The 24,081-nt window shown below is 65.0% G+C and carries 20 protein-coding genes, 1 tRNA gene and 2 pseudogenes; 10 read left to right on the top strand and 13 right to left on the bottom strand.

Going from position 1 to position 24,081, the window contains the following annotated elements:
- The first annotated feature begins 77 nt into the window (after positions 1-77).
- Positions 78-971, top strand: a complete 894-nt coding sequence (locus ALIDE2_RS11050) for a LysR family transcriptional regulator (RefSeq protein WP_013518806.1) — start codon at positions 78-80, stop codon at positions 969-971.
- Positions 972-1,009: 38 nt separating this feature from the next.
- On the opposite strand, the gene ALIDE2_RS11045 is transcribed toward ALIDE2_RS11050, so the two are convergent.
- The 6 genes from ALIDE2_RS11045 to ALIDE2_RS11025 all read right to left on the bottom strand — a co-directional run bounded on the left by ALIDE2_RS11045 (position 1,010) and on the right by ALIDE2_RS11025 (position 6,542).
- A tRNA-Ala gene (locus tag ALIDE2_RS11045) sits at positions 1,010-1,085 on the bottom strand.
- A gap of 105 nt (positions 1,086-1,190) precedes the next feature.
- Positions 1,191-3,782: a bifunctional aconitate hydratase 2/2-methylisocitrate dehydratase gene (gene acnB / locus ALIDE2_RS11040; RefSeq protein ID WP_013518805.1), complete on the bottom strand. Its 2,592-nt coding sequence runs from the start codon at positions 3,780-3,782 to the stop codon at positions 1,191-1,193.
- A 117-nt stretch (positions 3,783-3,899) separates the two neighbouring features.
- On the bottom strand, positions 3,900-4,544 hold the full coding sequence (locus tag ALIDE2_RS11035; RefSeq protein WP_013518804.1) for a hypothetical protein: 645 nt from the start codon (positions 4,542-4,544) through the stop codon (positions 3,900-3,902).
- 55 nt (positions 4,545-4,599) lie between these two features.
- On the bottom strand, positions 4,600-4,755 hold the full coding sequence (locus ALIDE2_RS25170; protein ID WP_158306331.1) for a hypothetical protein: 156 nt from the start codon (positions 4,753-4,755) through the stop codon (positions 4,600-4,602).
- Positions 4,752-5,543, bottom strand: a complete 792-nt coding sequence (gene tam / locus ALIDE2_RS11030) for a trans-aconitate 2-methyltransferase (RefSeq protein ID WP_013518803.1) — start codon at positions 5,541-5,543, stop codon at positions 4,752-4,754. Before tam ends, ALIDE2_RS25170 begins: the two co-directional genes overlap by 4 nt.
- 12 nt (positions 5,544-5,555) lie before the next feature.
- On the bottom strand, positions 5,556-6,542 hold the full coding sequence (locus ALIDE2_RS11025) for a malate dehydrogenase (RefSeq protein ID WP_013518802.1): 987 nt from the start codon (positions 6,540-6,542) through the stop codon (positions 5,556-5,558).
- 182 nt (positions 6,543-6,724) lie between these two features.
- Between ALIDE2_RS11025 and ALIDE2_RS11020 the strand changes: the two genes are divergently transcribed.
- From ALIDE2_RS11020 to gltA, 7 genes are all read left to right on the top strand, one after another.
- Positions 6,725-7,516, top strand: a complete 792-nt coding sequence (locus ALIDE2_RS11020; RefSeq protein WP_013518801.1) for a GntR family transcriptional regulator — start codon at positions 6,725-6,727, stop codon at positions 7,514-7,516.
- A gap of 150 nt (positions 7,517-7,666) precedes the next feature.
- Positions 7,667-8,098, top strand: coding sequence for a succinate dehydrogenase, cytochrome b556 subunit (gene sdhC / locus ALIDE2_RS11015; protein ID WP_013518800.1), 432 nt, complete (start codon positions 7,667-7,669; stop codon positions 8,096-8,098).
- Between the two features lie 24 nt (positions 8,099-8,122).
- On the top strand, positions 8,123-8,488 hold the full coding sequence (gene sdhD, locus ALIDE2_RS11010; protein ID WP_013518799.1) for a succinate dehydrogenase, hydrophobic membrane anchor protein: 366 nt from the start codon (positions 8,123-8,125) through the stop codon (positions 8,486-8,488).
- A 50-nt stretch (positions 8,489-8,538) separates the two neighbouring features.
- Complete coding sequence (gene sdhA / locus ALIDE2_RS11005; RefSeq protein ID WP_013518798.1) at positions 8,539-10,344, top strand: succinate dehydrogenase flavoprotein subunit; 1,806 nt, start codon at positions 8,539-8,541, stop codon at positions 10,342-10,344.
- Positions 10,345-10,372: 28 nt separating this feature from the next.
- The gene (locus ALIDE2_RS11000; protein WP_013722108.1) at positions 10,373-11,077 is read left to right on the top strand and encodes a succinate dehydrogenase iron-sulfur subunit; all 705 of its coding nucleotides are present in this window, start codon (positions 10,373-10,375) and stop codon (positions 11,075-11,077) included.
- Positions 11,078-11,097: 20 nt separating this feature from the next.
- Positions 11,098-11,370, top strand: coding sequence for an FAD assembly factor SdhE (locus ALIDE2_RS10995; protein ID WP_013518796.1), 273 nt, complete (start codon positions 11,098-11,100; stop codon positions 11,368-11,370).
- A 46-nt stretch (positions 11,371-11,416) separates the two neighbouring features.
- On the top strand, positions 11,417-12,712 hold the full coding sequence (gltA, locus tag ALIDE2_RS10990) for a citrate synthase (RefSeq protein WP_013518795.1): 1,296 nt from the start codon (positions 11,417-11,419) through the stop codon (positions 12,710-12,712).
- A gap of 136 nt (positions 12,713-12,848) precedes the next feature.
- On the opposite strand, the pseudogene ALIDE2_RS10985 reads toward gltA, so the two are convergent.
- Positions 12,849-13,703, bottom strand: a pseudogene (locus ALIDE2_RS10985) (tyrosine-type recombinase/integrase); the annotation flags it as partial.
- Between the two features lie 457 nt (positions 13,704-14,160).
- The gene (locus ALIDE2_RS10980; RefSeq protein WP_238530126.1) at positions 14,161-14,520 is read right to left on the bottom strand and encodes a hypothetical protein; all 360 of its coding nucleotides are present in this window, start codon (positions 14,518-14,520) and stop codon (positions 14,161-14,163) included.
- A 95-nt stretch (positions 14,521-14,615) separates the two neighbouring features.
- Here ALIDE2_RS10980 and istA point away from each other — a divergent pair, with 95 nt between their 5' ends.
- Positions 14,616-16,142: an IS21 family transposase gene (gene istA / locus ALIDE2_RS10975; protein ID WP_013721393.1), complete on the top strand. Its 1,527-nt coding sequence runs from the start codon at positions 14,616-14,618 to the stop codon at positions 16,140-16,142.
- Positions 16,132-16,935, top strand: coding sequence for an IS21-like element ISThsp10 family helper ATPase IstB (gene istB, locus ALIDE2_RS10970; protein ID WP_005800888.1), 804 nt, complete (start codon positions 16,132-16,134; stop codon positions 16,933-16,935). Before istA ends, istB begins: the two co-directional genes overlap by 11 nt.
- Before the next feature lie 66 nt (positions 16,936-17,001).
- Here the strand turns inward: istB and ALIDE2_RS10965 are convergent.
- From ALIDE2_RS10965 to ALIDE2_RS10945, 5 genes and pseudogenes are all read right to left on the bottom strand, one after another.
- Positions 17,002-17,553 (bottom strand): annotated as a pseudogene (locus ALIDE2_RS10965) (LysR family transcriptional regulator); the annotation flags it as partial.
- 25 nt (positions 17,554-17,578) lie between these two features.
- A complete protein-coding gene (locus tag ALIDE2_RS10960; protein WP_013722107.1) occupies positions 17,579-20,698 on the bottom strand; it encodes an efflux RND transporter permease subunit in 3,120 nt (1,039 codons plus the stop codon).
- Positions 20,695-22,209, bottom strand: a complete 1,515-nt coding sequence (locus ALIDE2_RS10955; RefSeq protein ID WP_013722106.1) for an efflux RND transporter periplasmic adaptor subunit — start codon at positions 22,207-22,209, stop codon at positions 20,695-20,697. The genes ALIDE2_RS10960 and ALIDE2_RS10955 overlap by 4 nt, the downstream gene beginning before the upstream one ends.
- Positions 22,210-22,223: 14 nt before the next feature.
- Positions 22,224-23,540, bottom strand: coding sequence for a TolC family protein (locus ALIDE2_RS10950; protein ID WP_013722105.1), 1,317 nt, complete (start codon positions 23,538-23,540; stop codon positions 22,224-22,226).
- A gap of 75 nt (positions 23,541-23,615) precedes the next feature.
- Positions 23,616-24,074: a hypothetical protein gene (locus ALIDE2_RS10945; RefSeq protein WP_013722104.1), complete on the bottom strand. Its 459-nt coding sequence runs from the start codon at positions 24,072-24,074 to the stop codon at positions 23,616-23,618.
- Positions 24,075-24,081: the final 7 nt, after the last annotated feature.

Below are 24,081 nucleotides of genomic sequence, written 5' to 3'. Positions count from 1 at the left end.
TGATTGCAGCATGCAGACCCATTCGAGTCCAATATCATTAAAATCTTTTTCCATAGTTTGTTTGTATTATTGAGACCATGGAACTGCGCCTGCTGCACTATTTCGCAACCCTGGCCGAGGAACTGCACTTCGGCCGCGCGGCCCAGCGGCTGTGCATCTCCCAACCGCCCCTGAGCGTGGCCATCAAGCAGCTGGAGCAGGAACTGCAGGCCCAGCTGTTCGAGCGCAGCAGCAAGGGCGTGCGGCTCACGGCCGCTGGCGAGCACCTGCTGGGCAAGGCCCGCCAGCTGCTGGCGCTGAGCCACCAGGCGGCGCAGGAAACGCGCGACGTGGCCCAGGGCACGCGCGGCCACCTGCGCCTGGGCTTCGTGGGCTCCAGCCTGTACCGCGGCCTGCCCCAGGCGCTGGCGCAACTGCAGCTGTCCCACCCCCAGGTGCGCGTGGACATGCTCGAAGCCAACAGCGCCGAGCAGATCCTGGGCCTGCAGCAGATGCGGCTGGACGTGGCGCTGGTGCACTCCATCCAGCCGCCCGAGGGCATCTCCAGCCAGCTTATCGTGGAGGAGCCCTTCGTCGTCTGCCTGCCCGACCACCACCCGCTGTGCGACGGCGAGAGCATCGACCTGGCCGAGCTGCGCGACGACCGGCTGATCCTGTTCTCCAACCTGGTCTCGCCCACCTACCACCAGCGCATCTACGAGATGTGCCTGGCCCACGGCTTCGCACCCGAAGTGCGCCACGAGGTGCGCCACTGGCTGTCGGTGATCTCGCTGGTCTCGCTGGGCCAGGGCGTCGCCCTGGTGCCCGCGGCGCTGGAACGCGTGGGCCTGCCGCGCCTGGTGTTCCGCCCCCTGCTGGGCGAACACCCCCGCTCGGAAATGCTTGCCATGTGGCGCAGCGCGCCGGCCAATCCGCTGGTGCAGACGCTGCTTGCGCATTTGCAGCAGGCCGCGCAAATGCTGGACATATAAACGACAAGGGCCCGGAAAATATCCAGGCCCTTGCAGATTGGTGGACCGAAGGAGGATCGAACTCCCGACCTCTGCATTGCGAACGCAGCGCTCTCCCAGCTGAGCTATCGGCCCGTCGCCCGAAGTGTACCGCGCTACGCCCGCAGGCGATGCCCTGCTCCTTTAAAAATGCAACAGGCCCGCGCAAGGCGGGCCCGTCTCAGCAACGCCTTGCGCGCGTCAGGCCGTCACGCCCTTGGCTACCTCGGCATATTCCTCGATCTGGTCGAAGTTCATGTAGCGGTACACGCTGGCCTTGTCCGCGTCGATGACGCCCATTTCCTTGAGGTACTCCTCGCGGGTGGGCAGCTTGCCCAGGCGCGAGGCGATGGCGGCCAGCTCCGCCGAACCCAGGAACACGTTGGTGTTCTTGCCCAGGCGGTTGGGGAAGTTACGCGTGCTGGTGGAGATCACCGTCGCGCCTTCGCGCACCTGCGCCTGGTTGCCCATGCACAGCGAGCAACCGGGCATCTCGGTGCGCGCACCGGCCGTGCCGAATGCGGCATAGTGGCCTTCCTTGATGAGCTCGTTCTGGTCCATCTTGGTCGGCGGCGCCACCCAGAGCTTGACCGGGATGTCGCGCTGGCCGCCCAGCAGCTTGGCCGCGGCGCGGAAGTGGCCGATGTTGGTCATGCACGAACCGATGAAGGCCTCGTCGATCTTGGTGCCGGCCACTTCGGACAGGAACTTGGCGTCGTCCGGGTCGTTCGGGCAGCATACGATGGGCTCCTTGATCTCGTTCATGTCGATCTCGATCACGGCGGCGTACTCGGCGTCCTTGTCGGCCTCGAGCAGTTCGGGCTTGGCGAGCCACGCCTCAACCTTCTCGATGCGGCGCTGCAGGGTCTTGGCGTCCTGGTAGCCATCGGCGATCATGTTCTTCATCAGAACGATGTTCGAGCGCAGATATTCCTTGATCGGCTCGGGGTTGAGCTTGATCGTGCAGCCGGCGGCGGAGCGCTCGGCCGATGCGTCGGACAGCTCGAAGGCTTGCTCCACCTTCAGGTCGGGCAGGCCTTCGATTTCCAGGATCTTGCCCGAGAAGATGTTCTTCTTGCCGGCCTTGGCCACGGTCAGCAGGCCCGCCTTGATGGCGTACAGCGGGATCGCATGCACCAGATCGCGCAACGTCACGCCGGGCTGCAGTTCGCCCTTGAAGCGCACCAGCACCGATTCGGGCATGTCCAGCGGCATCACGCCCGTGGCGGCGCCGAAGGCCACCAGGCCCGAGCCCGCAGGGAAGCTGATGCCGATGGGGAAGCGCGTATGCGAGTCGCCGCCGGTGCCCACGGTGTCGGGCAGCAGCAGGCGGTTGAGCCAGCTGTGGATCACGCCATCGCCCGGGCGCAGCGCCACGCCGCCGCGGTTGCTGATGAAGGCGGGCAGCTCGCGGTGGGTCTTCACGTCCACGGGCTTGGGATACGCGGCGGTGTGGCAGAAGGACTGCATCACCATGTCGGCCGAGAAGCCCAGGCATGCCAGGTCCTTGAGCTCGTCGCGCGTCATGGGGCCGGTGGTGTCCTGGCTGCCCACGGTGGTCATCTTGGGCTCGCAGTAGGTGCCGGGGCGGATGCCCTGGCCTTCAGGCAGGCCGCAGGCACGGCCGACCATCTTCTGCGCCAGCGTGAAGCCGGCCTTGGACTCGGCGGGCGCCTGGGGCAGGCGGAAAGCCGTCGATGCAGGCAGGCCCAGGGTCTCGCGCGCCTTGGCCGTGAGCGAGCGGCCGATGATGAGGTTGATGCGGCCGCCGGCGCGCACCTCGTCGAGCAGCACGTCGCTCTTGAGTTGGAAGTCGGCGATCTTCTCGCCGTTCTTCTCGATCCTGCCCTCGTAGGGGAAGATGTCGACCACGTCGCCCATCTCCATCTTCGACACGTCCACCTCGATCGGCAGCGCGCCCGAGTCTTCCTGCGTGTTGAAGAAGATCGGGGCGATCTTGCCGCCCAGCGTGACGCCGCCGAAGCGCTTGTTCGGCACGTAGGGGATGTCCTGGCCCGTGGCCCAGATCACCGAGTTGGTGGCCGACTTGCGGCTCGAGCCCGTGCCCACCACGTCGCCCACGTAGGCAACCAGGTGGCCCTTCTTCTTCAGGTCCTCGATGAACTGCATGGGGCCGCGCACGCCATCCTGCTCGGGCTTGAAGGCCGCGTCGGGACGGGTGTTCTTGAGCATCGCCAGGTAGTGCAGCGGAATATCCGGGCGCGTGGTGGCATCGGGCGCGGGCGACAGGTCGTCGGTGTTGGTCTCGCCGGGCACCTTGAACACGGTGACGGTGATCTTCTTCTCGACTTCGGGGCGGCTGGTGAACCACTCGGCGTCGGCCCAGCTCTGCATCACTTCCTGGGCCTTGGCGTTGCCGGCCTTGGCCCTGGCCGCTACGTCATTGAAGTAGTCGAACATGAGCAGCGTCTTCTTGAGCGCCTCTGCGGCCACGCCCGCCACTTCGGCGTCGTCCAGCAGTTCGATCAGGGGGTGCACGTTGTAGCCGCCCACCATGGTGCCCAGCAGTTCGGTGGCGCGGGCCTTGCTGATCAGGCCCACCTGGATGTCGCCGTGCGCCACGGCGGCCAGGAAGCTGGCCTTGACCTTGGCTGCGTCATCCACGCCCGGAGGCACGCGGTGGGTCAGCAGGTCCAGCAGGAATTCGGCCTCGCCGGCGGGCGGGTTCTTGATCAGCTCGATGAGCTCGGCCACCTGCTTGGCATCGAGCGGCAGCGGCGGGATGCCCAGGGCGGCGCGCTCGGCCACATGGTCGCGGTAGGCTTGCAGCATGTCTTCTTTCTCCGGAATGGTCTAGGTTTTCAAAGTGGGGGCGATCGCCAGCCAGCCATGAACACACCCGCCGTGCTGGCGGCCGTGCCCATGGCCCGGACGGCGGGCGCTACGGGTTTACTTGGCAGCCGGGGTCTCGAGCAGGCTCGGCGGCGGGTTCTTCCTGATGGCCTCGGCCACCGTCACCTGCTGCGGGCTCATGCACTCGTCGGCCATGCGCTGGCCCAGCTTCTGGTTCATGAGCATGGACTTGTTGGCGATCTGGATCCACACGGCGCCGGCACGCTGGTCCTCCAGGCGCACGGCGCTGGTGACTGAGACCACGGGGGACATGTGGTATCTGAAGCCCTTGCCATGCACGTAGAAGCGCCCGGGCGATTGCGCATCTGCCTCGACCTCGACGAAAGCGCCGAGCTCGCAAGCCATGCGGCCGGTATATACGTTCTCGGCAATCGCCAGTTCCTGCGGCGTGAGCGCGGTCTCGGCCGCGCTGATGCCGGCAGCCACCTGCATGGCGCCGCTGTGCAGTTGGGTGCGGCTGCTGGTGGGCGACGCCTTGGCCACCGCGCGGTGCGCCTCACCCGCAGCCTTGTTCGACTTGGCGGCGGCAGACTTGGCGGCCGCCGGCTTGGTGCTGGCCTTGCTGGCGCTCTTCTTGGCCTCCGCCTGAGCGGCCGGCTTGCCGGCTGGCTGTGGCGCGGTCTGTGCCAAGGCCCATGCAGGGGCAGCCAGCAGGAGTGCGGAGGCGATGAGAGTCTTCATGATGGTTCCAACGAAAAAGGACGGCGGGACTGCGGTAGCGGCAAGAATACCCGGATCAGAGTTCGGCGTTGTCAGTCTTTACAAACCAGGCCTGGGCCTGTGGCAGCAGCGTGCGGCCGGTCTGTAGTGGTCGCACACGGTGATGCGCCAGGCGGCCGGCCCGGACACCCAGCAGCACCTGGGCAAGATGGGCGGTGGAGGATGTAGTCATGACTGGCGCTGGGCGACGATGAAAAGACGGGGAAAGGCCAGCAGGCGCCGGCCATCGGCGCGCATGCCATAGGCGGCATCTACGCGCCGCTTGTATTCGGCCAGGAAGCCGTCCCGCAGCGCGGGCTCAAGCCCCTCCACGAAGGGCTTGAGCCCCGTGCCCTGCAGCCACTGCACGATGGCGCCGGCCGAGTCCATGGGGTGCTGGTAGACGGTGTGCCAGATATCCACCGACGCGGCACCGGCCTCAGGCGCCGCCAGCAGGTCGTAGTAGCTACCGACGGGCAGGATGCCGGTGCGCACGCGAGCGGCGTCGCCGATGTGGCAGGCAAACCGCGGCAGGCCCGCCACCTCGCGCATCAGGCGGTGCGTGGGCTCGTCGAGGTTGTCCGGCATCTGGACCGCCAGCACGCCGCCTGGCGCCAGTAGGGCGAACAGGCGGGGAAGCAGCGTCTCGTGCGCGCCGACCCATTGCAACGCGGCATTGGCGTAGATCAGGTCCGGGGCATCGCCGGAATTGGGGGTCCAGGTGGCGATGTCGGCCAGCGCGAAGCCGGCCTGCGGCAGGCGCTGGCGCGCGGCGGCCAGCATGGCCTGGGAGTTGTCGATGCCGGTGATGCACGCTTCGGGAAAGCGCTGCGCCAGCAGCTCGGTGGAATTGCCCGGCCCGCAGCCCAGGTCCACCACATGGCGGGCCTGGGCCAGGGGAACGCGCGCCAGCAGCTCGGCTGCAGGGCGCGTGCGCTCAGCGGCAAAGCGCAGGTAGAGCGCGGGGTTCCAGTCGAGCATGGAAGCGCCGGATTACAGCAGGTGCTTGACGCCGTCCTGCTCGCCCTGCAGCTCGGCCAGGGTCTTGTTGATGCACTCTTGCGAGAAGGCGTCGATGGGCAGGCCTTCGACGATCTTGTACTTGCCGCCCTCGGTGGTAACGGGGTAGCCGAACATGACATCCTTGGGAATGCCGTATTCGCCATTGGACGGGATGCCCATGGTGACCCACTTGCCGTTGGTGCCCAGAGCCCAGTCGCGCATGTGGTCGATGGCGGCGTTGGCGGCCGAGGCGGCCGACGACAAGCCGCGCGCGGCGATGATGGCCGCGCCGCGCTTGCCCACGGTGGGCAGGAACACGTTGGCGTTCCAGTCATGGTCGTTGATGGCGTCCTTGACGGACTTGCCATCCACCGTGGCGAAGCGGTAGTCGGCGTACATGGTGGGCGAGTGGTTGCCCCAGACGCATAGCTTCTCGATGTCGCCCACGGAGCAGCCGATCTTGGCGGCGATCTGGCTGGCGGCGCGGTTGTGGTCCAGGCGCAGCATGGCGGTAAAGTTCTCGCGCGGCAGATCGGGGGCCGACTTCATGGCGATGTAGGCGTTGGTGTTGGCGGGGTTGCCCACGACCAGCACCTTGACGTTGCGCGAGGCCACGGCGTTCAGCGCCTTGCCCTGGGCCGTGAAGATCTGCGCGTTGGCTGCCAGCAGGTCGGCGCGCTCCATGCCGGGGCCACGCGGACGGGCGCCGACCAGCAGGGCGTAGTCGGTGTCCTTGAACGCAGTCATGGGGTCGCTGTGGGCCTCGATGCCGGCCAGCAGCGGGAAGGCGCAGTCTTCGAGCTCCATGATCACGCCCTTGAGGGCGTTCTGTGCCTTCTCGTCGGGGATTTCCAGCAACTGCAGGATGACGGGTTGGTCCTTGCCCAGCATTTCGCCGGAGGCGATGCGAAACAGCAGGGCGTAGCCGATTTGGCCGGCGGCGCCGGTAACTGCGACGCGAACGGGCTTCTTGCTCATGAAAAGACTCCAGAAGGAAGTGACAAAAAAGGTGTTGGTGCAAGGTGGCACCAGCGCCAGTCATCAGCAGCCCGTGCCCCGCAAAACAAGGGGCAAGTTTACTGCTGATTCATGCAGAGGGTCAATTTGTCTTATGTCTTATATAAGATATGATCAGCCTCCATAGTACCGCCCGCACCGCCATGCCGCCCCCTCCCCCGCCCAGCACCGAAGACCCGCCCTCCATGAGCGGCAGCGTGGGGTCCGTCACGCCGGCCTTCAGCCCGCTGTATCAGCAGATCAAGGGCCTCATCCTGCACAGCCTGCAGCATGGCGAATGGAAGCCCGGCGAGGCCATCCCGAGCGAAATCGAACTGGCGGCACGCTTTCGCGTGAGCCAGGGGACCGTGCGAAAGGCCATCGACGAGCTTGCCGCCGAAAACCTCGTCACCCGCCGTCAGGGCAAGGGCACCTTCGTGTCCACCCATACCGAACGCCAGGTACAGTACCGTTTCCTCAAGCTGCTGCCCGACGAGGGGGACGCCAGCGTCGAAGGCCCTGCTCAGCGCACCATCCTGGAATGCCGCCGGGCACGCGCCAGCGTGGAGGTTGCGCGCATACTCGCCTTGCGCGCCGGTGATCCGGTGATCCAGATCAAGCGCATCCTCTCGTTCACGGGCGTGCCCACCATCCTTGAGGACATCTGGCTGCCCGGCCAGGCGTTCAAGGGGCTGACAGCCGAGCAGATGGCCCATTACCAGGGCCCCACCTATGCCATGTTCGAGATCGACTTCGGCGTTCGCATGGTGCGCGCCGAAGAAAAGATACGCGCCGTGCTACCGGACGAGACCCAGGCGCAGTGGTTGAATGTGACCTGCAGCACGCCGCTGCTGAGCGTGGAGCGGCTGGCATACACCTACAACGACGCCCCCATGGAACTGCGCCGGGGCCTGTACCGAACCGATACACACCACTATTACAACGAATTGAGTTGACTCCTTACTGATCCAGCGCAGCCGCATCGCGGCGCAATGCGGGCCAGAATACGCAGTTGCCGCAACAGCACCATGGTGCATTGCAATAGAATTTTGGGTTGTCCGCACCGACACGATTACAACGCAGTTACATCCACGAAAGCACTTGCCATGACCCAGCTAGCCAAAAAAAGGCCTGAATTCCGCAACATCCACGCCTTCAAGGACCTGCCGAGCTACCGTTGGCCACTGGCCGCGCTCGTCTCCGGCATGCACCGCATCAGCGGCCTGATCCTGTTCCTGTTGCTGCCTTTCATCATCTGGCTGTTCGACAAATCGGTGTCTTCCGAAATTTCGTTCGGCAGCTTCACCGCTGCTTTCACCACCGGGATCGGCTTCGTGCCCGCCTGGTTCGTCAAGCTGGTCGTGCTGGCGCTGATCTGGTCCTACCTGCACCACCTGGCCGCAGGCGTGCGCCACCTGGTACTGGACGTGACACACAAGACGACCAAGGACTTTGGCCGCCACTCCGCCGCGGCCACGCTGGTCTTCAGCATCATGCTGACTGTGATTCTGGGCGCCAAGCTGTTTGGCCTGTACTGACTCGAGAAACCAAGGAGAAAAACAATGTCTGCAACCTACGGCTACAAGCGCACCGTCGTCGGCGCCCATTACGGTTGGCGCGACTTCCTGGTGCAACGCATCACCGCCGTGCTGATCGGCGTGTTCACCCTGCTGGTGCTGTGCAAGCTGCTGTTCACCTCGGGCCCCATCGGCTACGACACCTGGGCCGGCATCTTCGCGCCGCAGTGGATGAAGGCGCTCACGTTCTCCGTCATCGTCGCGGTGATCTGGCATGCCTGGGTGGGCGTGTGCAGCGTCTGGTACGACTACGCCAAGCCGGCCGGTCTGCGCCTCGTGCTGCAAGCCCTGTCGATCATCTGGCTGGTCAGCTGCGGCGGCTGGGCCGTGCAGGTGCTGTGGCGCCTGTGAACCATAGCACCGCCCATTGCATCCCCCTTTAGCCCCCATTCCCCACGACCATGAGTTACACCAAAAAAGACATTGCCGTTCGCAAATTCGATGTCGTCATCGTCGGCGCCGGCGGCTCCGGCATGCGCGCCTCGCTCGAACTCTCGCGCGCCGGCCTCTCCGTGGCCTGCCTGTCCAAGGTCTTCCCCACCCGCTCGCACACCGTAGCCGCCCAGGGCGGCGTATCCGCATCGCTCGGCAATATGAGCGAGGACAACTGGCACTACCACTTCTACGACACCATCAAGGGCGGTGACTGGCTGTCCGACCAGGACGCGGTGGAATTCATGTGCCGCGAGGCACCCAACGTGGTGATCGAGCTGGAACACTTCGGCATGCCGTTCGACCGCAACCCCGACGGCACCATCTACCAGCGCCCCTTCGGCGGCCACACCGCCAACTACGGCGAGAAGCCCGTGCAGCGCGCCTGCGCCGCCGCCGACCGCACCGGCCACGCCATGCTGCACACGCTGTACCAGAAGAACGTCGAGTCCAAGACCAACTTCTTCGTGGAATGGATGGCACTGGACCTGATCCGCAACAGCGCCGGCGACGTGGTCGGCGTGACCGCGCTGGAACTGGAAACCGGCGACCTGTACGAGCTGCACGCCAAGGCCGTGCTGCTGGCCACGGGCGGCGCGGGCCGCATCTTCGCCGCATCGACCAACGCCTTCATCAACACCGGCGACGGCCTCGGCATGGCCGCACGCGCAGGCATTCCGCTGCAGGACCTGGAGTTCTGGCAGTTCCATCCCACCGGCGTGGCCGGCGCGGGCGTACTGCTGACCGAGGGCTGCCGCGGCGAAGGCGCCATCCTGCTCAACAGCAACGGCGAGCGCTTCATGGAGCGCTACGCCCCCACCTTGAAGGACCTGGCCCCGCGCGACTTCGTCTCGCGCTCCATGGACCAGGAGATCAAGGAAGGCCGCGGCTGCGGCCCGAACAAGGACTACATCCTGATGAAGCTCGACCACCTGGGCGCGGACACCATCAGGAAGCGCCTGCCCTCGGTGGAGGAGATCGGCCACAACTTCGCCAACGTGGACATCACCAAGGAGCCGATCCCCGTGGTGCCCACCATTCACTACCAGATGGGCGGCATCCCGACCAACGTCCACGGCCAGGTCGTGGTGTGGGACGGCGAGAAGAACAACGTCGTCAATGGCCTGTACGCCGTGGGCGAATGTGCCGCAGTGTCGGTGCATGGCGCCAACCGCCTGGGCACCAACTCGCTGCTGGACCTGCTGGTGTTCGGCAAATCCGCAGGCAAGCACATCGTCGAATTCGTGAAGGGCTTTGGCGACCACCATGCCGTTCCGGCCGATGCCAGCGACCGCACGCTGGCGCGCCTGAACCAGTTGGAAGACTCCAAGGACGGTGTCTACGCACAGGATCTGGCCAACGATATCCGCCAGACCATGCAGTCCCACGCCGGCGTGTTCCGCACGCAAAAGGGCATGGACGAAGGCGTGGAGAAGATCGCCGCCATCCGCGAGCGCGTCTCCTCGATCGGGCTCAAGGACAAGTCCAAGGTCTGGAACACCGCCCGCATGGAAGCGCTGGAGGTAGACAACCTGATCGAGGTGGCGCAGGCCACCATGGTCTCGGCCGCTGCGCGCAAGGAATGCCGCGGCGCCCACACGGTGGACGATTACGAACACCCCGCCGACCACCCCACCGCGCCGCTGGGCCGCGACGACGTCAACTGGCTCAAGCACACGCTGTGGCACAGCCAGACCAACAGCCTGACCTACAAGCCGGTGAACATGAAGCCGCTGACAGTGGACAGCATCCCTCCGAAGGTTCGCACGTTCTAAGCCTGCGCAGTCCCACGAAAGAAATACCATGCAACGCACTTTCAAGATCTATCGCTACGACCCGGACAAGGACGCCAAGCCCTACATGCAGACGCTGCAGGTGGAGCTCGACGGCCATGAGCGCATGCTGCTGGACGCGCTGCTCAAGCTCAAGAAGCAGGACCCTTCGCTGTCGTTCCGCCGCTCCTGCCGCGAGGGCGTGTGCGGTTCGGACGCAATGAACATCAACGGCAAGAACGGCCTGGCGTGCCTCACCAACATGAAGACGCTGCAGGGCGACATCGTCCTCAAGCCCCTGCCCGGCCTGCCCGTGATCCGCGACCTGATCGTGGACATGACGCAGTTCTTTAACCAGTACCACTCGATCAAGCCCTATCTGCAGAACGACGAGCCGACGTCGCCCTCCAAGGAGCGCCTGCAGTCGCCTGAGGAGCGCGAGGAACTCGACGGCCTGTACGAGTGCATTCTGTGCGCGAGCTGCTCCACCTCCTGCCCCAGCTTCTGGTGGAATCCGGACAAGTTCGTCGGCCCGGCAGGCCTCCTGCAAGCCTACCGCTTCATCGCCGACAGCCGCGACAAGGTCACCGGCGAGCGCCTGGACAACCTGGAGGACCCCTACCGGCTGTTCCGCTGCCACACCATCATGAACTGTGTGGATGTATGCCCCAAGGGTCTCAAGCCTGCGGCCGCGATCAGCAAGATCAAGGAACTGATGGTGCGCCGCGCCATCTGATCACCATGGAAAGCGCCAGCATGACCGACGACGCACTGCTCGATGCACGCGATGTTGCCGTTCTGCGCTGGCGCAGCCGGCGCGGCCTGGTCGAGAACGATCTGTTCATCGAGCGCTTTTTTGAGCGCCATGGCGCGAACCTGACAGTCGGCCAGGGGCGTGCGGTAACGATGCTGATGAATCTGCCCGACAACGATCTGCTGGACCTGCTGCTGCGGCGCAAGGAACCGGAAGGCGAAATCGACACCGACCAGGTCAGGGCCGTATTGGAGCAAATGCGCCAGCGTGCATGAGGCAGACCCTCCCTCCCACCGAGCAACCAACCCAAGGAAACTGGAAATGAAACTGGCAGACAACAAAGCGACGCTCTCGTTCAGCAACGGCAGCCCGAGCGTCGAGCTTCCCGTGTACCAGGGCAGCATCGGCCCGGATGTGATCGACATCCGCAAGCTGTACGGCCAGACGGGCATGTTCACCTATGACCCGGGCTTTCTGTCCACCGCCTCCTGCCAGTCGGCCATCACGTACATCGACGGCGACAAGGGCGAGCTGCTGTACCGCGGCTACCCCATCGAGCAGTTGGCCACCAAGTGCGACTACCTGGACACGTGCTACCTGTTGCTCAACGGCGAGCTGCCCAACGCCGGCCAGCGCGACGACTTCCACAAGCTGGTGCTCAAGCACACCATGGTGCACGAGCAGATGCAGTTCTTCCTGCGCGGCTTCCGTCGTGATGCTCACCCGATGGCCGTGCTCACGGGCCTGATCGGCGCGCTGTCGGCCTTCTATCACGACAGCACCGACATCAACAACCCCGAGCACCGCCACATCTCGGCCATCCGCCTGATCTCCAAGTTGCCCACGCTGGTGGCCATGGCCTACAAGTACGGCGTCGGCCAACCCTTCATGTACCCGCGCAACGAGCTGTCCTACGCCGGCAACTTCCTGCGCATGATGTTCGGCACGCCTTGCGAGGACTACAAGGTCAACCCGGTGATCGAGCGTGCAATGGATCGCATCTTCATCCTACATGCCGACCACGAGCAGAACGCCTCCACCTCCACCGTGCGCCTGTGCGGCTCCTCGGGCACGAACCCGTTTGCCGCCATTGCCGCCGGCGTGGCCTGCCTGTGGGGCCCGGCACACGGCGGCGCCAACGAGGCCTGCCTGAACATGCTCGAGCACCTGCAGGCCAACGGCGGCGTGGCAAAGGTGGGCGAGTTCATGGAACAGGTCAAGGACAAGAACTCCGGCGTCAAGCTCATGGGCTTCGGCCACCGCGTGTACAAAAACTACGACCCGCGTGCCAAGCTCATGCAAGAGACCTGCAACGAGGTACTGGCCGAGCTGGGCCTGGAGAAGGACCCGCTGTTCGCGCTGGCCAAGCAGCTCGAGAAGATCGCGCTGGAAGACGACTACTTTGTGCAGCGCAAGCTCTACCCGAACGTGGACTTCTACTCCGGCATCGTACAGCGCGCCATCGGCATCCCGGTGAACCTGTTCACCGGCATCTTCGCACTGGCCCGCACCGTGGGCTGGATCGCCCAGCTCAACGAGATGATCGGCGACCCCGAGTACAAGATCGGCCGCCCGCGCCAGCTCTTCACCGGCTCGCCGCGCCGCGACGTGCCCTGATCCTGCCAGCGCCTGCCTTCGCGCAGGCCGCTTGGAGAGGATTTAGGCGCTTACAAGCCCGCAAGCACCAGTTGCCTGCGGGCTTTTTCGTCTGCGTCACAACGTGGATCGGCAAGTGCTGCAGCCCAGCAGGGCCGGCGCAGTTGTGCATGTCCAGGGCCTGCCGCGACAGATAGACCACGTGCGGGTTGCGCCCCTTCATGCGCTGCTTCGGAATCGTCCAGGTGGCATTCTCGAAGTCGATCTCGCTCCAGGTGGCCTCGATCAGTTCGCTCTTGCGCACCAGGGTCAGCAAGACCATGCGCAGCGCCAGGCGGATCGTCGGATAGGTCGCGATGGACTCCAGTTGATGGAATGCCAGCCGGATCTCGGTCGGCGAAAGCGCCCGGTCTTTCGGGACAAAGGTCGCGATCGAAGCCGCAGCCACATCGTTGGCCGGGTTGTCCACCTTCTCGCCATGCAGGATGGCGAAGGCATAGATCTGCTTCACGATGTCGCGGACATGCACCGCCGTCGCAGGTGCCCCTCGCGCCTTCACCCTGTTGCACAAGGCCCGCAGGTCATCTGCGGTGATTTCGTTGAGCAGCCGGTTCTGGAACACCGGCAGGATGTCGCGATCAACGACGTGCTTGCGCATCGCACGCGTGCTGTCGGCCATCTTGGCGTCCGCCAGCCATTTGAGGGCCAGGTCGCCGAAATTCTTGGCCGCAGTCAGCCGGCGCTTTTCGCGCTGTTTCTCCAGCGCGGGGGAGCGGCCGGCCATGACGGCCTTCTTGGCGTCGAGCAGCTTTTCACGGGCCAGCGCCAGCGAAATGCCCAGAGCGCCATAGCGGCCAATGGTCAGGGTCTCGCGACGCCCGTGGAGACGGTAATCGTAGCGGAAGGTGATGGTACCGGCGGGCGATACCGTCACGTACATCCCATCCCGGTCAGAAACCTTATAAGTCAACGACTTAGGCTTCAGATTGCGCAGTGCTGTGTCGGTCAACATCGAGGTTTTTGCTCCTGTTCGCGACGGCTTTTACCGTCAGGGGCCAGGAGACCCGTCGATGCCCGGAAAGCCGCATGAAATAAGCTTTCCAGGGGAGCGTTTTACCGTCAAAGACCGATTTGGTCTCAATAGTAAACGGGAGGGTCTTAATCAAGCCTTCGACGCTTACCGCCAGTTCTACCGACAACCGTTTTTGCTGGCCGGCGATAGCCACCGATAGCCACCGAGAAGAAAATTCTTATAAATCAACTACTTACGGCGATTTTTCGATAACTGGCGATAGTCCCCGAAGGACCTGATTTCACTCCCACTCGATCATCAACAGCTCACGCAAGTCCGCGTGGTTAAAGGGATTTGCTTTGATCGACATAGGCCGTTACCGTCGCTTTTACCGTCAGAAAAACAGGTCCTTTGCTGGCGCGGGTTTACGCGGCATCGGCTCATCATCAATCAGCGCTCAGGATACCGCAGCCAGTCGCGTGGCGAGCAAGTCGGCCTGCTCGGCAAACTTCTTCGCATCGGTCTTCCGCAACCGCGCCAGGTTGTGCAGCTTCCAGCGGATGCCCGGCAGGTGTTCGAGGTGCGCGATGTCCAGCAATGACCACTCCGGCGTGCCAACGGCCAGCGACAGCAGGAAGCGCCGCTCATCGCTATCCAAACCCTGCTGGATTTCGCGCACCATGCGTTCTCGCGCGGCGAGCAGCGCATCAAGCGGCACCGGCTCGGTCGTCATGCCTTGGAAGTTGTGCTCGTAGTCGTGCCGGATGTCCCGCAGCGTCGTGAACAGCACTTCATGGATCGGCTTGTTGATTTCCACGCAGAAGTGACCCACTAACCCCCGGGATTTCCATCCAAACCTGACCCACGTACTAACCCTAACCTGCTGCTTTGCTGAGCAGCAGGAGACCAGGAGTGATAGACGTGGCAACACTGAGTGTCATCAGGCGCTGGGCCCTGCGAGAGCAGCTGTCCATCCGGGAGATAGCCCGCCGCACGGGCCTCTCGCGCAACACCATCCGCAAGTACCTGCGCGTAGGCGAGGCCGAGCCGCACTATGCCAAGCGGGTCAGTCCATCCAAGCTCGATCCCTTCGCCTTGAAGCTCGCTGGCTGGCTCAAGACGGAAGCTGGCCGATCCCGCAAGCAGCGCCGCACCGTCAAGCAGATGTACGTGGATCTGCAGGCGCTCGGTTATGGCGGCTCCTACAACCGCGTAGCGGCCTTTGCCCGCCTCTGGCACGAGCAGCGCCTTGTGGCCCAGCAGACCACTGGCCGCGGCACCTTCGTTCCCCTGGCCTTCGGTCCGGGTGAGGCCTTCCAGTTCGACTGGAGCGAGGACTGGGCTGTTCTCGCCGGCGTGCGCACCAAGCTGCAGGTAGCCCACTTCAAGCTCAGCCACAGCCGAGCGTTCTACCTGCGCGCCTATCCGCTGCAAACGCACGAGATGCTGTTCGATGCCCACAACCATGCATTCGCAGTCCTGGGCGGTGTGCCCCGCCGTGGCATCTACGACAACATGCGCACCGCCGTAGACCGGGTGCGCCGTGGCAAGGAGCGCGACGTCAATGCGCGCTTTGCGGCCATGGTCAGCCACTTCCTGTTCGAGGCCGAGTTCTGCAATCCTGCTTCGGGCTGGGAGAAGGGCCAGGTGGAGAAGAACGTGCGCGATGCCCGCCATCGCCTGTGGCAGGTAGTGCCGCCATTCCCAAGCCTGCCCGATCTCAATGCATGGCTTGAAGAGCGCTGCGTGGCGCTGTGGCACGAGATCGAGCACGGCAAGCTGCCGGGCACCGTCGCGGACATCTGGACCGAGGAGAAGAACGACTTGATGCCAATGCCCCGGCCCTTCGATGGCTTTGTGGAGCACACCAAACGCGTCTCACCCACCTGCCTCGTCCACTTCGAGCGCAACCGCTACAGCGTGCCGGCGCCTTATGCCAATCGGCCGGTGAGCCTGCGGGTCTACGCCGATCGCCTGGTGGTCGCCGCCGAAGGCCAGATCGTGTGCGAGCATCAGCGCCTGATCGAGCGTAACCACCATGGTGCGGGACAGACCGTGTACGACTGGCGCCACTACCTGGCAGTGCTGCAGCGCAAGCCCGGGGCCTTGCGCAATGGTGCTCCATTCCTGGAACTGCCAGCAGCCTTCAAGCGCCTGCAGGCCGCCCTCTTGAAGCAGCCAGGCGGCGACCGAGAGATGGTGGAGGTTCTGGCTCTGGTGCTGCACCACGATGAACAAGCTGTGCTCGCTGCAGTGGAGTTGGCACTGGAGTCAGGGGCTGCCAGCAAGACCCACATCCTGAACGTGCTGCACCGCCTGCTGGACGGTAAGCCCGCCCCAGCACCGGTCACCTCGCCCCAGGCCCTCAAGCTGTCTGTGGAACCCCAGGCCAACGTGCTGCGCTATGACCAATTGAGGGAGGTGCGCTATGCGTCATGACCCTGCCATCGCTTCCATCGTGATCATGCTGCGCGAGCTCAAGATGCACGGCATGGCCCAGGCGGTTGCGGAACTGGCTGAGCAAGGTGCGCCGGCCTTCGACGCAGCGCAGCCCATCCTGTCCCAACTGCTCAAGGCCGAGACCGCCGAGCGGGAGGTGCGCTCTGTGGCCTACCAACTCAAGGTGGCCAGGTTCCCTGCGTACCGGGACCTGGCTGGGTTTGACTTCAGCCACAGCGAGGTGAACGAGGCATTGGTACGCCAGTTGCACCGCTGCGAATTCTTGGAGAACGCCAACAACGTGGTGCTGGTGGGTGGACCGGGTACGGGCAAGACCCACATCGCCACAGCCCTCGGGGTGCAAGCCATTGAGCACCATCACCGCAGGGTGCGGTTCTTCTCCACGGTGGAGCTGGTCAATGCACTGGAAGAGGAGAAGGCCCAGGGCAAGCCGGGGCAGATCGCGCACCGCCTAGCCTATGCCGATCTGGTGATCCTGGATGAACTGGGCTACCTGCCATTCAGCACGTCAGGAGGAGCCTTGCTGTTCCACCTGCTGTCCAAGCTGTACGAGCGCACGAGCGTCGTGATCACCACCAACCTGAGCTTTAGCGAGTGGGCCAATGTGTTCGGAGATGCCAAGATGACCACGGCGCTGCTGGACCGGCTCACGCATCACTGCCATATTCTTGAGACCGGCAATGACAGCTACCGGTTCAAGAATAGCTCCGCACAGCAACCACCACAGACCACCAAGAAGGAGAAGGCGACCAAGAACTTATCCACAACGTGAGCGTGAAGCTCACGAACCAGGGTGGGTCAAGATTCGATGGAAATGGTGGGTCAGCTTTGCGTGGAAATCAACAGGAATGCGTTTGAAGGCCAATACGGGGTGGCGTGCCGGCACCGCCACCATCAGCTGATCGTCCCAGGCTGGTTCTACAAGGATGCCATCGCCCGCGTCCTCGGCCATCGAGAATCCGGCGTCGTACAGATCGTCATGCAGCCCCTTGATCTGCTGGGCCAGCGGAACCTCGAACAGCCGAACTTCAACTTCTGGGTCTTCTTCGCGGCTGCGCGCGAGCAAGGCCGGAAGACGTGAGGGAGTGATGCCGTCGGACAAGGCGATACGCAACTGACCGTCGAACCCGTTGGCTGCGGCTTGCACACTGTCGCGCGCCTGCTCCAAAGCCGTGAAGACACGCTGCACATGCTCCAGGAACAACTTACCGGCGCGAGTCAGCCGGGTGCTGCGCGTGGTGCGGGCGAACAGCATCACGCCCAGTTCTTCTTCCAGCTCTTTGATCGCGCGCGACAACGGCGATTGCTCGATATGCAATTTCTCGGCTGCGCGAGCAAAGTGAAGTTCCTCTGCGACTGCGATAAAGTAGCGAAGGTGGCGTAGTTCCATGAGTCAACCCGGCTGGTATTCCAAGCTAGCGCGGCCTGCGCATCAAGACGAAAGCCGCAGGAATCACGAACAGCGACAGCAACGGCGCAGTCACCATCCCCCCCAGCATCGGCGCCGCAATACGGCTCATGACCTCCGAACCCGTGCCACTGCCCCAGACGATCGGCACCAGGCCTGCCAGGATGACCGCTACAGTCATCGCCTTGGGCCGCACGCGCAGCACGGCGCCTTCCCGGATCGCATCCAGCAGTTCTTCCTGCGTTGGCCGTCGGCCGTCGGGGCAACGCTCATCCAAAGCGTGCTTCAAATAGATGAGCATGACCACGCCGAACTCTGCTGCAACGCCCGCCAGGGCGATGAAGCCGACGCCCGTGGCGATGGAGAGGTTGTAGTTCATCAGGTACAGGAACCAAATGCCCCCCGTGAGGGCGAACGGCAAGGTGGCCATGATCAAGCCGGCCTCATCGACGCGCCCAAAGGTCAGGTACAGCAGGACGAAGATGATCAACAAGGTGGCCGGCACCACGACCTTCAGGCGTGCATTGGCCCGCTCCATGTACTCGAACTGTCCCGAGTACGCAATGCTCACTCCCGGCTCCAGCTTGACCTGACGGCCGATCGCATCGCGAAGCTCGTTGGCCACCGAGGCCAGATCGCGCCCGCGCACATCCACGTACACCCAGCCGGAAGGGCGGGCGTTCTCGCTCTTGAGCATGGGCGGGCCATCGGTGATGGCGATGTGCGCGACCGTGCCCAGCGTGATCTGCTGCCCCATGGGGGTGGAGATGGGCAGTTGGGCCAAACGCTGCGGCGAATCCCGCCATTCGCGCGGATAGCGCAGATTGATCGGGAAGCGCGCCAGGCCCTCTACGGTTTCCGAGACGGTTTCCCCACCGATGGCGCCTGCTACGACGGCCTGGACATCGGCCACGTTCAGCCCATAGCGCCCCGCCGCCACTCGGTCGATCTGCACGTCCACATAGCGACCGCCGGTCAGCCGCTCCGCCAGGGACGAAGTCACGCCTGGAACATTCTTGGCGACCTGTTCCACTTCGGCCGCGATGCGGTCGATCACATGCAGGTCGTTACCCGTCACCTTGACGCCGATCGGGCTCTTAATGCCGGTGGCCAGCATGTCGATGCGGTTACGGATGGGCGGAATCCAGATGTTGGACAGGCCCGGGATCTTCACCGCGTGGTCCAGTTCCTCGACCAGCTTCTCGGGCGTCATGCCGGCACGCCATTGTTCCCGGGGCTTGAGCTTCACCGTGGTCTCGAACATCTCCAGCGGCGCCGGGTCGGTGGCCGTTTCCGCGCGCCCGGCCTTGCCGAACACGCGTTCGACCTCGGGCACGGTCTTGATCATGCGGTTGCTGAGCTGCAGCAGCTCCGTGGCCCGCTGCGCCGACAGCCCCGGCAGGGCCGAGGGCATGTAGAGCAGGTCGCCCTCGTCGAGCCGGGGTAGGAATTCGCCGCCTAGCCGGGCCAGCGGCCAGGCCGTGGTCGCCAGCGCCAACACCGCGATCAGCAGCGTGGCCCTGGGCCGGCGCAGCACCCATTCCAGGACGGGCCGGTACACCGCGATCAGCATGCGGGTGATGGGGTTCTTCTGCTCATCCGGAATACGACCGCGAATCCAGTAGCCCATGAGCACCGGGATCAGCGTCACCGACAGGCCCGCCGCCGCCGCCATGGCGTAGGTCTTGGTGAACGCCAGCGGCCCGAACAGGCGGCCCTCCTGGGCTTCGAGGGTGAACACGGGAATGAACGACAGCGTGATGATGAGCAGCGAGAAGAACAGCGCTGGGCCGACTTCCTGGGCGGCGTGCGTGATGACCTCCCAGCGCTCCTTGCCCTGCAGCCGCTTGTCCGGATGCGCGTGCTGCCAAGCCTCCAGCTTCTTGTGCGCGTTTTCTATCATGACCACGGCCGCATCCACCATCGCACCCACGGCGATGGCAATGCCGCCCAGCGACATGATGTTGGCGTTGATGCCCTGGTAGCGCATGACGAGGAAGGCCGTCATCACGCCCAGCGGCAGGGAAATGATGGCCACCAGCGCCGAGCGCAGATGCCACAGGAATAGCGCGCAGACCAGGGCCACGACCAGGAACTCCTCGCCCAGCTTGGTCGTGAGGTTGCGGATGGCGCGCTCGATCAGCGCGCTGCGGTCGTAGGTGGTGACGATCTCCACCCCCTGGGGCAGGCTGGCCTGCAATTGCGCCAACTTGGCCTTGACGGCAGCGATCGTTTCCTGGGCGTTCTTGCCCGAGCGCAGGATGACCACGCCCCCAGCGACCTCGCCCTCGCCATCGAGCTCGGCGATGCCGCGGCGCATTTCCGGCCCGACCTGCAGCGTGGCCACGTCGCCCAGGCGTATCGGCACGCCGCCACGCGCCACCAGCGGCACAGCGCGGAAATCGTCCAGGCTTTTCAGGTAGCCGCTGGCGCGCACCATGTATTCGGCGCCCGACAGCTCCAGCACGGAGCCGCCGGTTTCCTGGTTGGCGTTCACCAGGGCATCACGCACCTGCCCTTGGCTGAGCCCATGGGATGCCAGCCTGATCGGATCGAGCACGACCTGGTACTGCCGGACCATGCCGCCCACCGAGGCCACCTCCGCCACGTTCGGCAGGCTCTTGAGCTCGAACTTCAGGAACCAGTCCTGCAGCGCGCGCAGCTGCGCCAGATCGTTCTTGCCCGTGCGGTCCAGCAACGCGTACTGGAAGATCCAGCCCACCCCCGTGGCATCGGGCCCCAGGGCCGGCTTGGCCGTGGCCGGCAGGCGTCCCTGAACCTGGTTCAGGTACTCGAGCACGCGCGAGCGCGCCCAGTACAGGTCGGTGCCGTCCTCGAACAGCACATAGACGAATGAGTCCCCGAAGAACGAGAAACCGCGCACCGTCTTGGCTCCCGGCACCGACAGCATGGTGGTGGCCAATGGATAGGTGACCTGGTTCTCGACGATCTGCGGCGCCTGGCCGGGGTAGCTGGTGCGGATGATGACCTGCACGTCGGACAGGTCCGGCAGGGCGTCCACGGGCGTGCTGCGCACGCCCCACATGCCCCAGGCCGCGAGCATGGCGGTAGCCAGCAGCACCAGAAAGCGGTTCGCCACCGACCAGCGGATCAGCTTGGCGATCATGGCTTGGCCCTTTCGATGGCGGTGATCACGTAGTCCTCGCCCTGCTTGGCGAAGGTGAAGCGCACGGCCTGCTTGGGTGCCAGGCCCACAGCCAGTTTCGGATCGGCCAGCCTGAAGCCCATGGTCATGGCCGGCCACTTGAGGGCCGGCACGGCGTCGTGGGCCAGCGTCAGCTCGGTGGCGGAAACCTCCTCTATCACGCCGCGCACCGTGAAGGCGTTGGCCGCCGCGGCCGGGGGTGCGGAGACGCCATGCTCGCCGTGTCCCTGTACTGGTGTGGAGGCGCTCGGCTGTGCAGGCAGCACCCCGCGCAGGCTGGCCTCCGAGTCGATCAGGAACTGCGCCGAAGCCACCACTTGCTGCCCCGCCTCCAGCCCGCCTTGCACCACGAGTTGGTCACCGATCTCTGCACCCAGCTGCACGTCCACGGGGTGGAACTTACCCGGGCCATGGACCACATAGGCCAGGGCGCGCCTGCCGGTGCGGATGACGGCCTCGCTGGGAACCAGCAGTGCGGGCTGCTCGCGGCCCTTGAGCGTGATCTGGCCGGACATGCCGGCCTTCAGGCGCTGGCCGGGATTGCCCAGCTCCAACCGGACACGCACCGTGCGGGTGTCGCTGTTGGCCTGCGGCAGGATGCTCACGATGCGCGCCTTCAGGACTTCGCCGGGAAACGCCGCCAGGCGCACCTGGGCCTCATGACCCAGTTGCAGCGGGCCGCTTTGCGCCTCGGGTACGGCGGCTTCGATCCAGACGGTGGCCAGGCCATTCACGCGCGCCAGGCTTGCGCCCGCGGAAACGGTCATGCCCTGGCGTACCATGAGTTCGGCCAACAGGCCACCCCGGGGCGTGGTCACGGTATAGATGCCCCTGGGTTCGCCCGTGCGCTCCACCTGGACCACCAGGGCCTGTGGCATGCCCAGCAGCAGCAGCCTTTGCCGGGCCGCCATGGTCAGCGACTCGTCCCTGAGTCCGCGCACGGCCAGGAATTCGCGCTGCGCCGCCACCCATTCGGGCAGCAGCAGGTCCGCCAGCGGCGCGCCGGCGGCGATCACGTCGCCCGGCGCCCGCGCATAGACCCGCTCCACGAATCCCGCGGAGCGGGCCTGCACGATGCTCACATCGCGGTCGTTGAGCAGTACCGTGCCCACCACGTCCACGTCGGCGGCGATGGCGCGCCGCACCACCTCGGCCGTGCGCAGGCCCAGCGCCTGCACGGTCTGGGAGGAGACGCTCAGACCCTTGCCGTCCTTATCGTCCTCGTCCGCGTACTTGGGCACCAGGTCCATGTCCATGAAGGGGGACTTGCCGGCCTTGTCGAACTTCTGCGTCGGCGACATGGGGTCGTACCAGTACAGCACCTTGCGCTCGGTGGTCGCTGCGGCGTGGGAATCCGCGCCATCCGCGGCATGCGTGGTGCCGGCACGCCATTGGGACAAGCCCCAGCCCGCGGCCACGCCCAGGGCGATCAGAGTCAGGCCCGCGACGGATTTCTTCAAAGAGGTATGCATGGTGTTGGTCTCCGCTAGTCGGCGATCAGGCTGTTCAGGCGCGTGGTCACGCCATCGCGCTGGGCTTGCAGGTCGATCAGGCGCAGGCGCGCCTCCAGCACCTGGACACGTGCACTGAGCACGGCGCCCAGGTCGCCCTTGGCGGCCCGGTAGTTGCTCAGCGCAAGGTCCGCTCGCCCCTGCGCCAATTGCAAGCCGGTGGACTTGAGGCGCTCGATCTGGCTGTCCAGGGCCTGCAGTTCGGCTGCGCTGTCGTCGAGCTCCTGCAGATGCTTGCGCGCCACGTCTTCCTGCTCGGCTTCCAGGCGCTCCAGCTCGCGCTGTTTGGCCTGGATCATCGGCGTCTGGCGCCGTTCCTTCTGCCATGGCAGATCGAAGGTCACCTGGAAGGACACCATGTCGCCCCAGCGTCGATCACGTCGGGTGTAGGCGACCTCCCAGGACCAATCACCGCGCGATTCCGATTGCGCCTCATGGGACTCCGCCCGCGCCATGCTTTGCATCGCCGGGTACAGCGCCAGCTCGGCGTGGCTGGAAAGATCGGTGCGCAGCTGCGCCACGGGACGGATGAGCGGGCCGGTATCGCCCCGCAGTGTCTCGTCGGCACGCGGACCCACCCAGCGCCGCAACATGGCCCGGGCCTTGGCACGGTCCCGTTGCAAGTCGTCGCGCCGATCCGACAGCGCCAGCGCCTCCTGCTGCGCGGCGAGCAGGTCGCCCGCCTGGGCCGACCCGCCCGCCACCCGCGCGGGGAGACTGTCCTGCAGGCGCTGGTTTTCCGCCAGCAGTTCCACGAGCAGCCGGTCACGCTGCTCCACGGCCTGCGCGGCAATCCAGGCCAGGCCGAGTTCCTGGCGTATCTGCAGGCGCTGCAAGACCAACGCCGCGCGCTCGCGCTCCACGCGGGCCTGGGCGCTGGCGACCTTGGCCTCGCGTTTGGCCTGGTTCGGAACTTCCTGCATGAGGGCCAGGCGCTGCCCGGTCATGGATTCCCGCGTCAGGCTCCAGCGGTCCATGCCGCTGACGGGGAAGTTTTCGAGGCCGACTGAAAGCTTGGGGTCCGGCAGCGTGCCGGCGGCCTTCTCCGCCGACGCGGCCGCATCGATCTGCAATCGCTGCGCGGAAACGCGCGGGCTTTGCTGCTCGGCGATTTCCCTCGCTTCGGCAAAGCTGAGCGCGTAGGCCCCGCTGGAGGCGAGCATGCTGCCAGTAACGGCGATGCTCAAGATGCTCAGCCGATGTATCCATGCGCGGTACGAGATCGCACGCACAACGACACGGCCAAGCGCGGGGCGACGCTCGCCGGGAGCGCCAGAGGAAAAAACAAGCATGATGGTCCTCGAAATTGATAGCCACGAAGTCACGTGTGCTGCCGTGTCAATGCACGGCGGGCACGACCTGGGGTGTCAATTGCGCAGGACTTGGAAAGTGAGATAGAGGGGAAGAGAACCCGTTCGGTGGTCGAGCCACGCTGGGTCAGCCCTGGCGCCGGTCGAGGACTGCGGGTCGAACACCCCGGGAAGCAGGTAGGCAATCCAGACCGCATGGGCCGCCGCAGTAGATGGGACGTCCAGTCCTTGCGGAGACGGTGCGGGCTTGGCGTCACCGCTGCAATGGACACGGCACAACTGCGGGGACTCGTCGTCCATCGTCCCTGGCATGGCATGACAACCCGGCATGGCGGACATGCCGGCGGCTTCGTCCATGGCCATGCCCGCCATCTGCATCGATGCCGCGTGCGCGTCCGCATCCGGCGTGGGGCAGGCATACATCGCCAGCGCCATCTGCGAGAACAGCAGGGCCGCGACCAAGCCGCCGACGATCCGGCGGCCCCAGTGCGTGACGATACTTCGGATGCAAGCCATGGTCGGA

The sequence above is a fragment of the Alicycliphilus denitrificans K601 genome, assembly GCF_000204645.1.
Lineage (GTDB): Bacteria > Pseudomonadota > Gammaproteobacteria > Burkholderiales > Burkholderiaceae_C > Alicycliphilus > Alicycliphilus denitrificans.
Note: the sequence above shows the minus strand (reverse complement) of the source record. Positions and strands in the feature narration are given on the sequence as shown.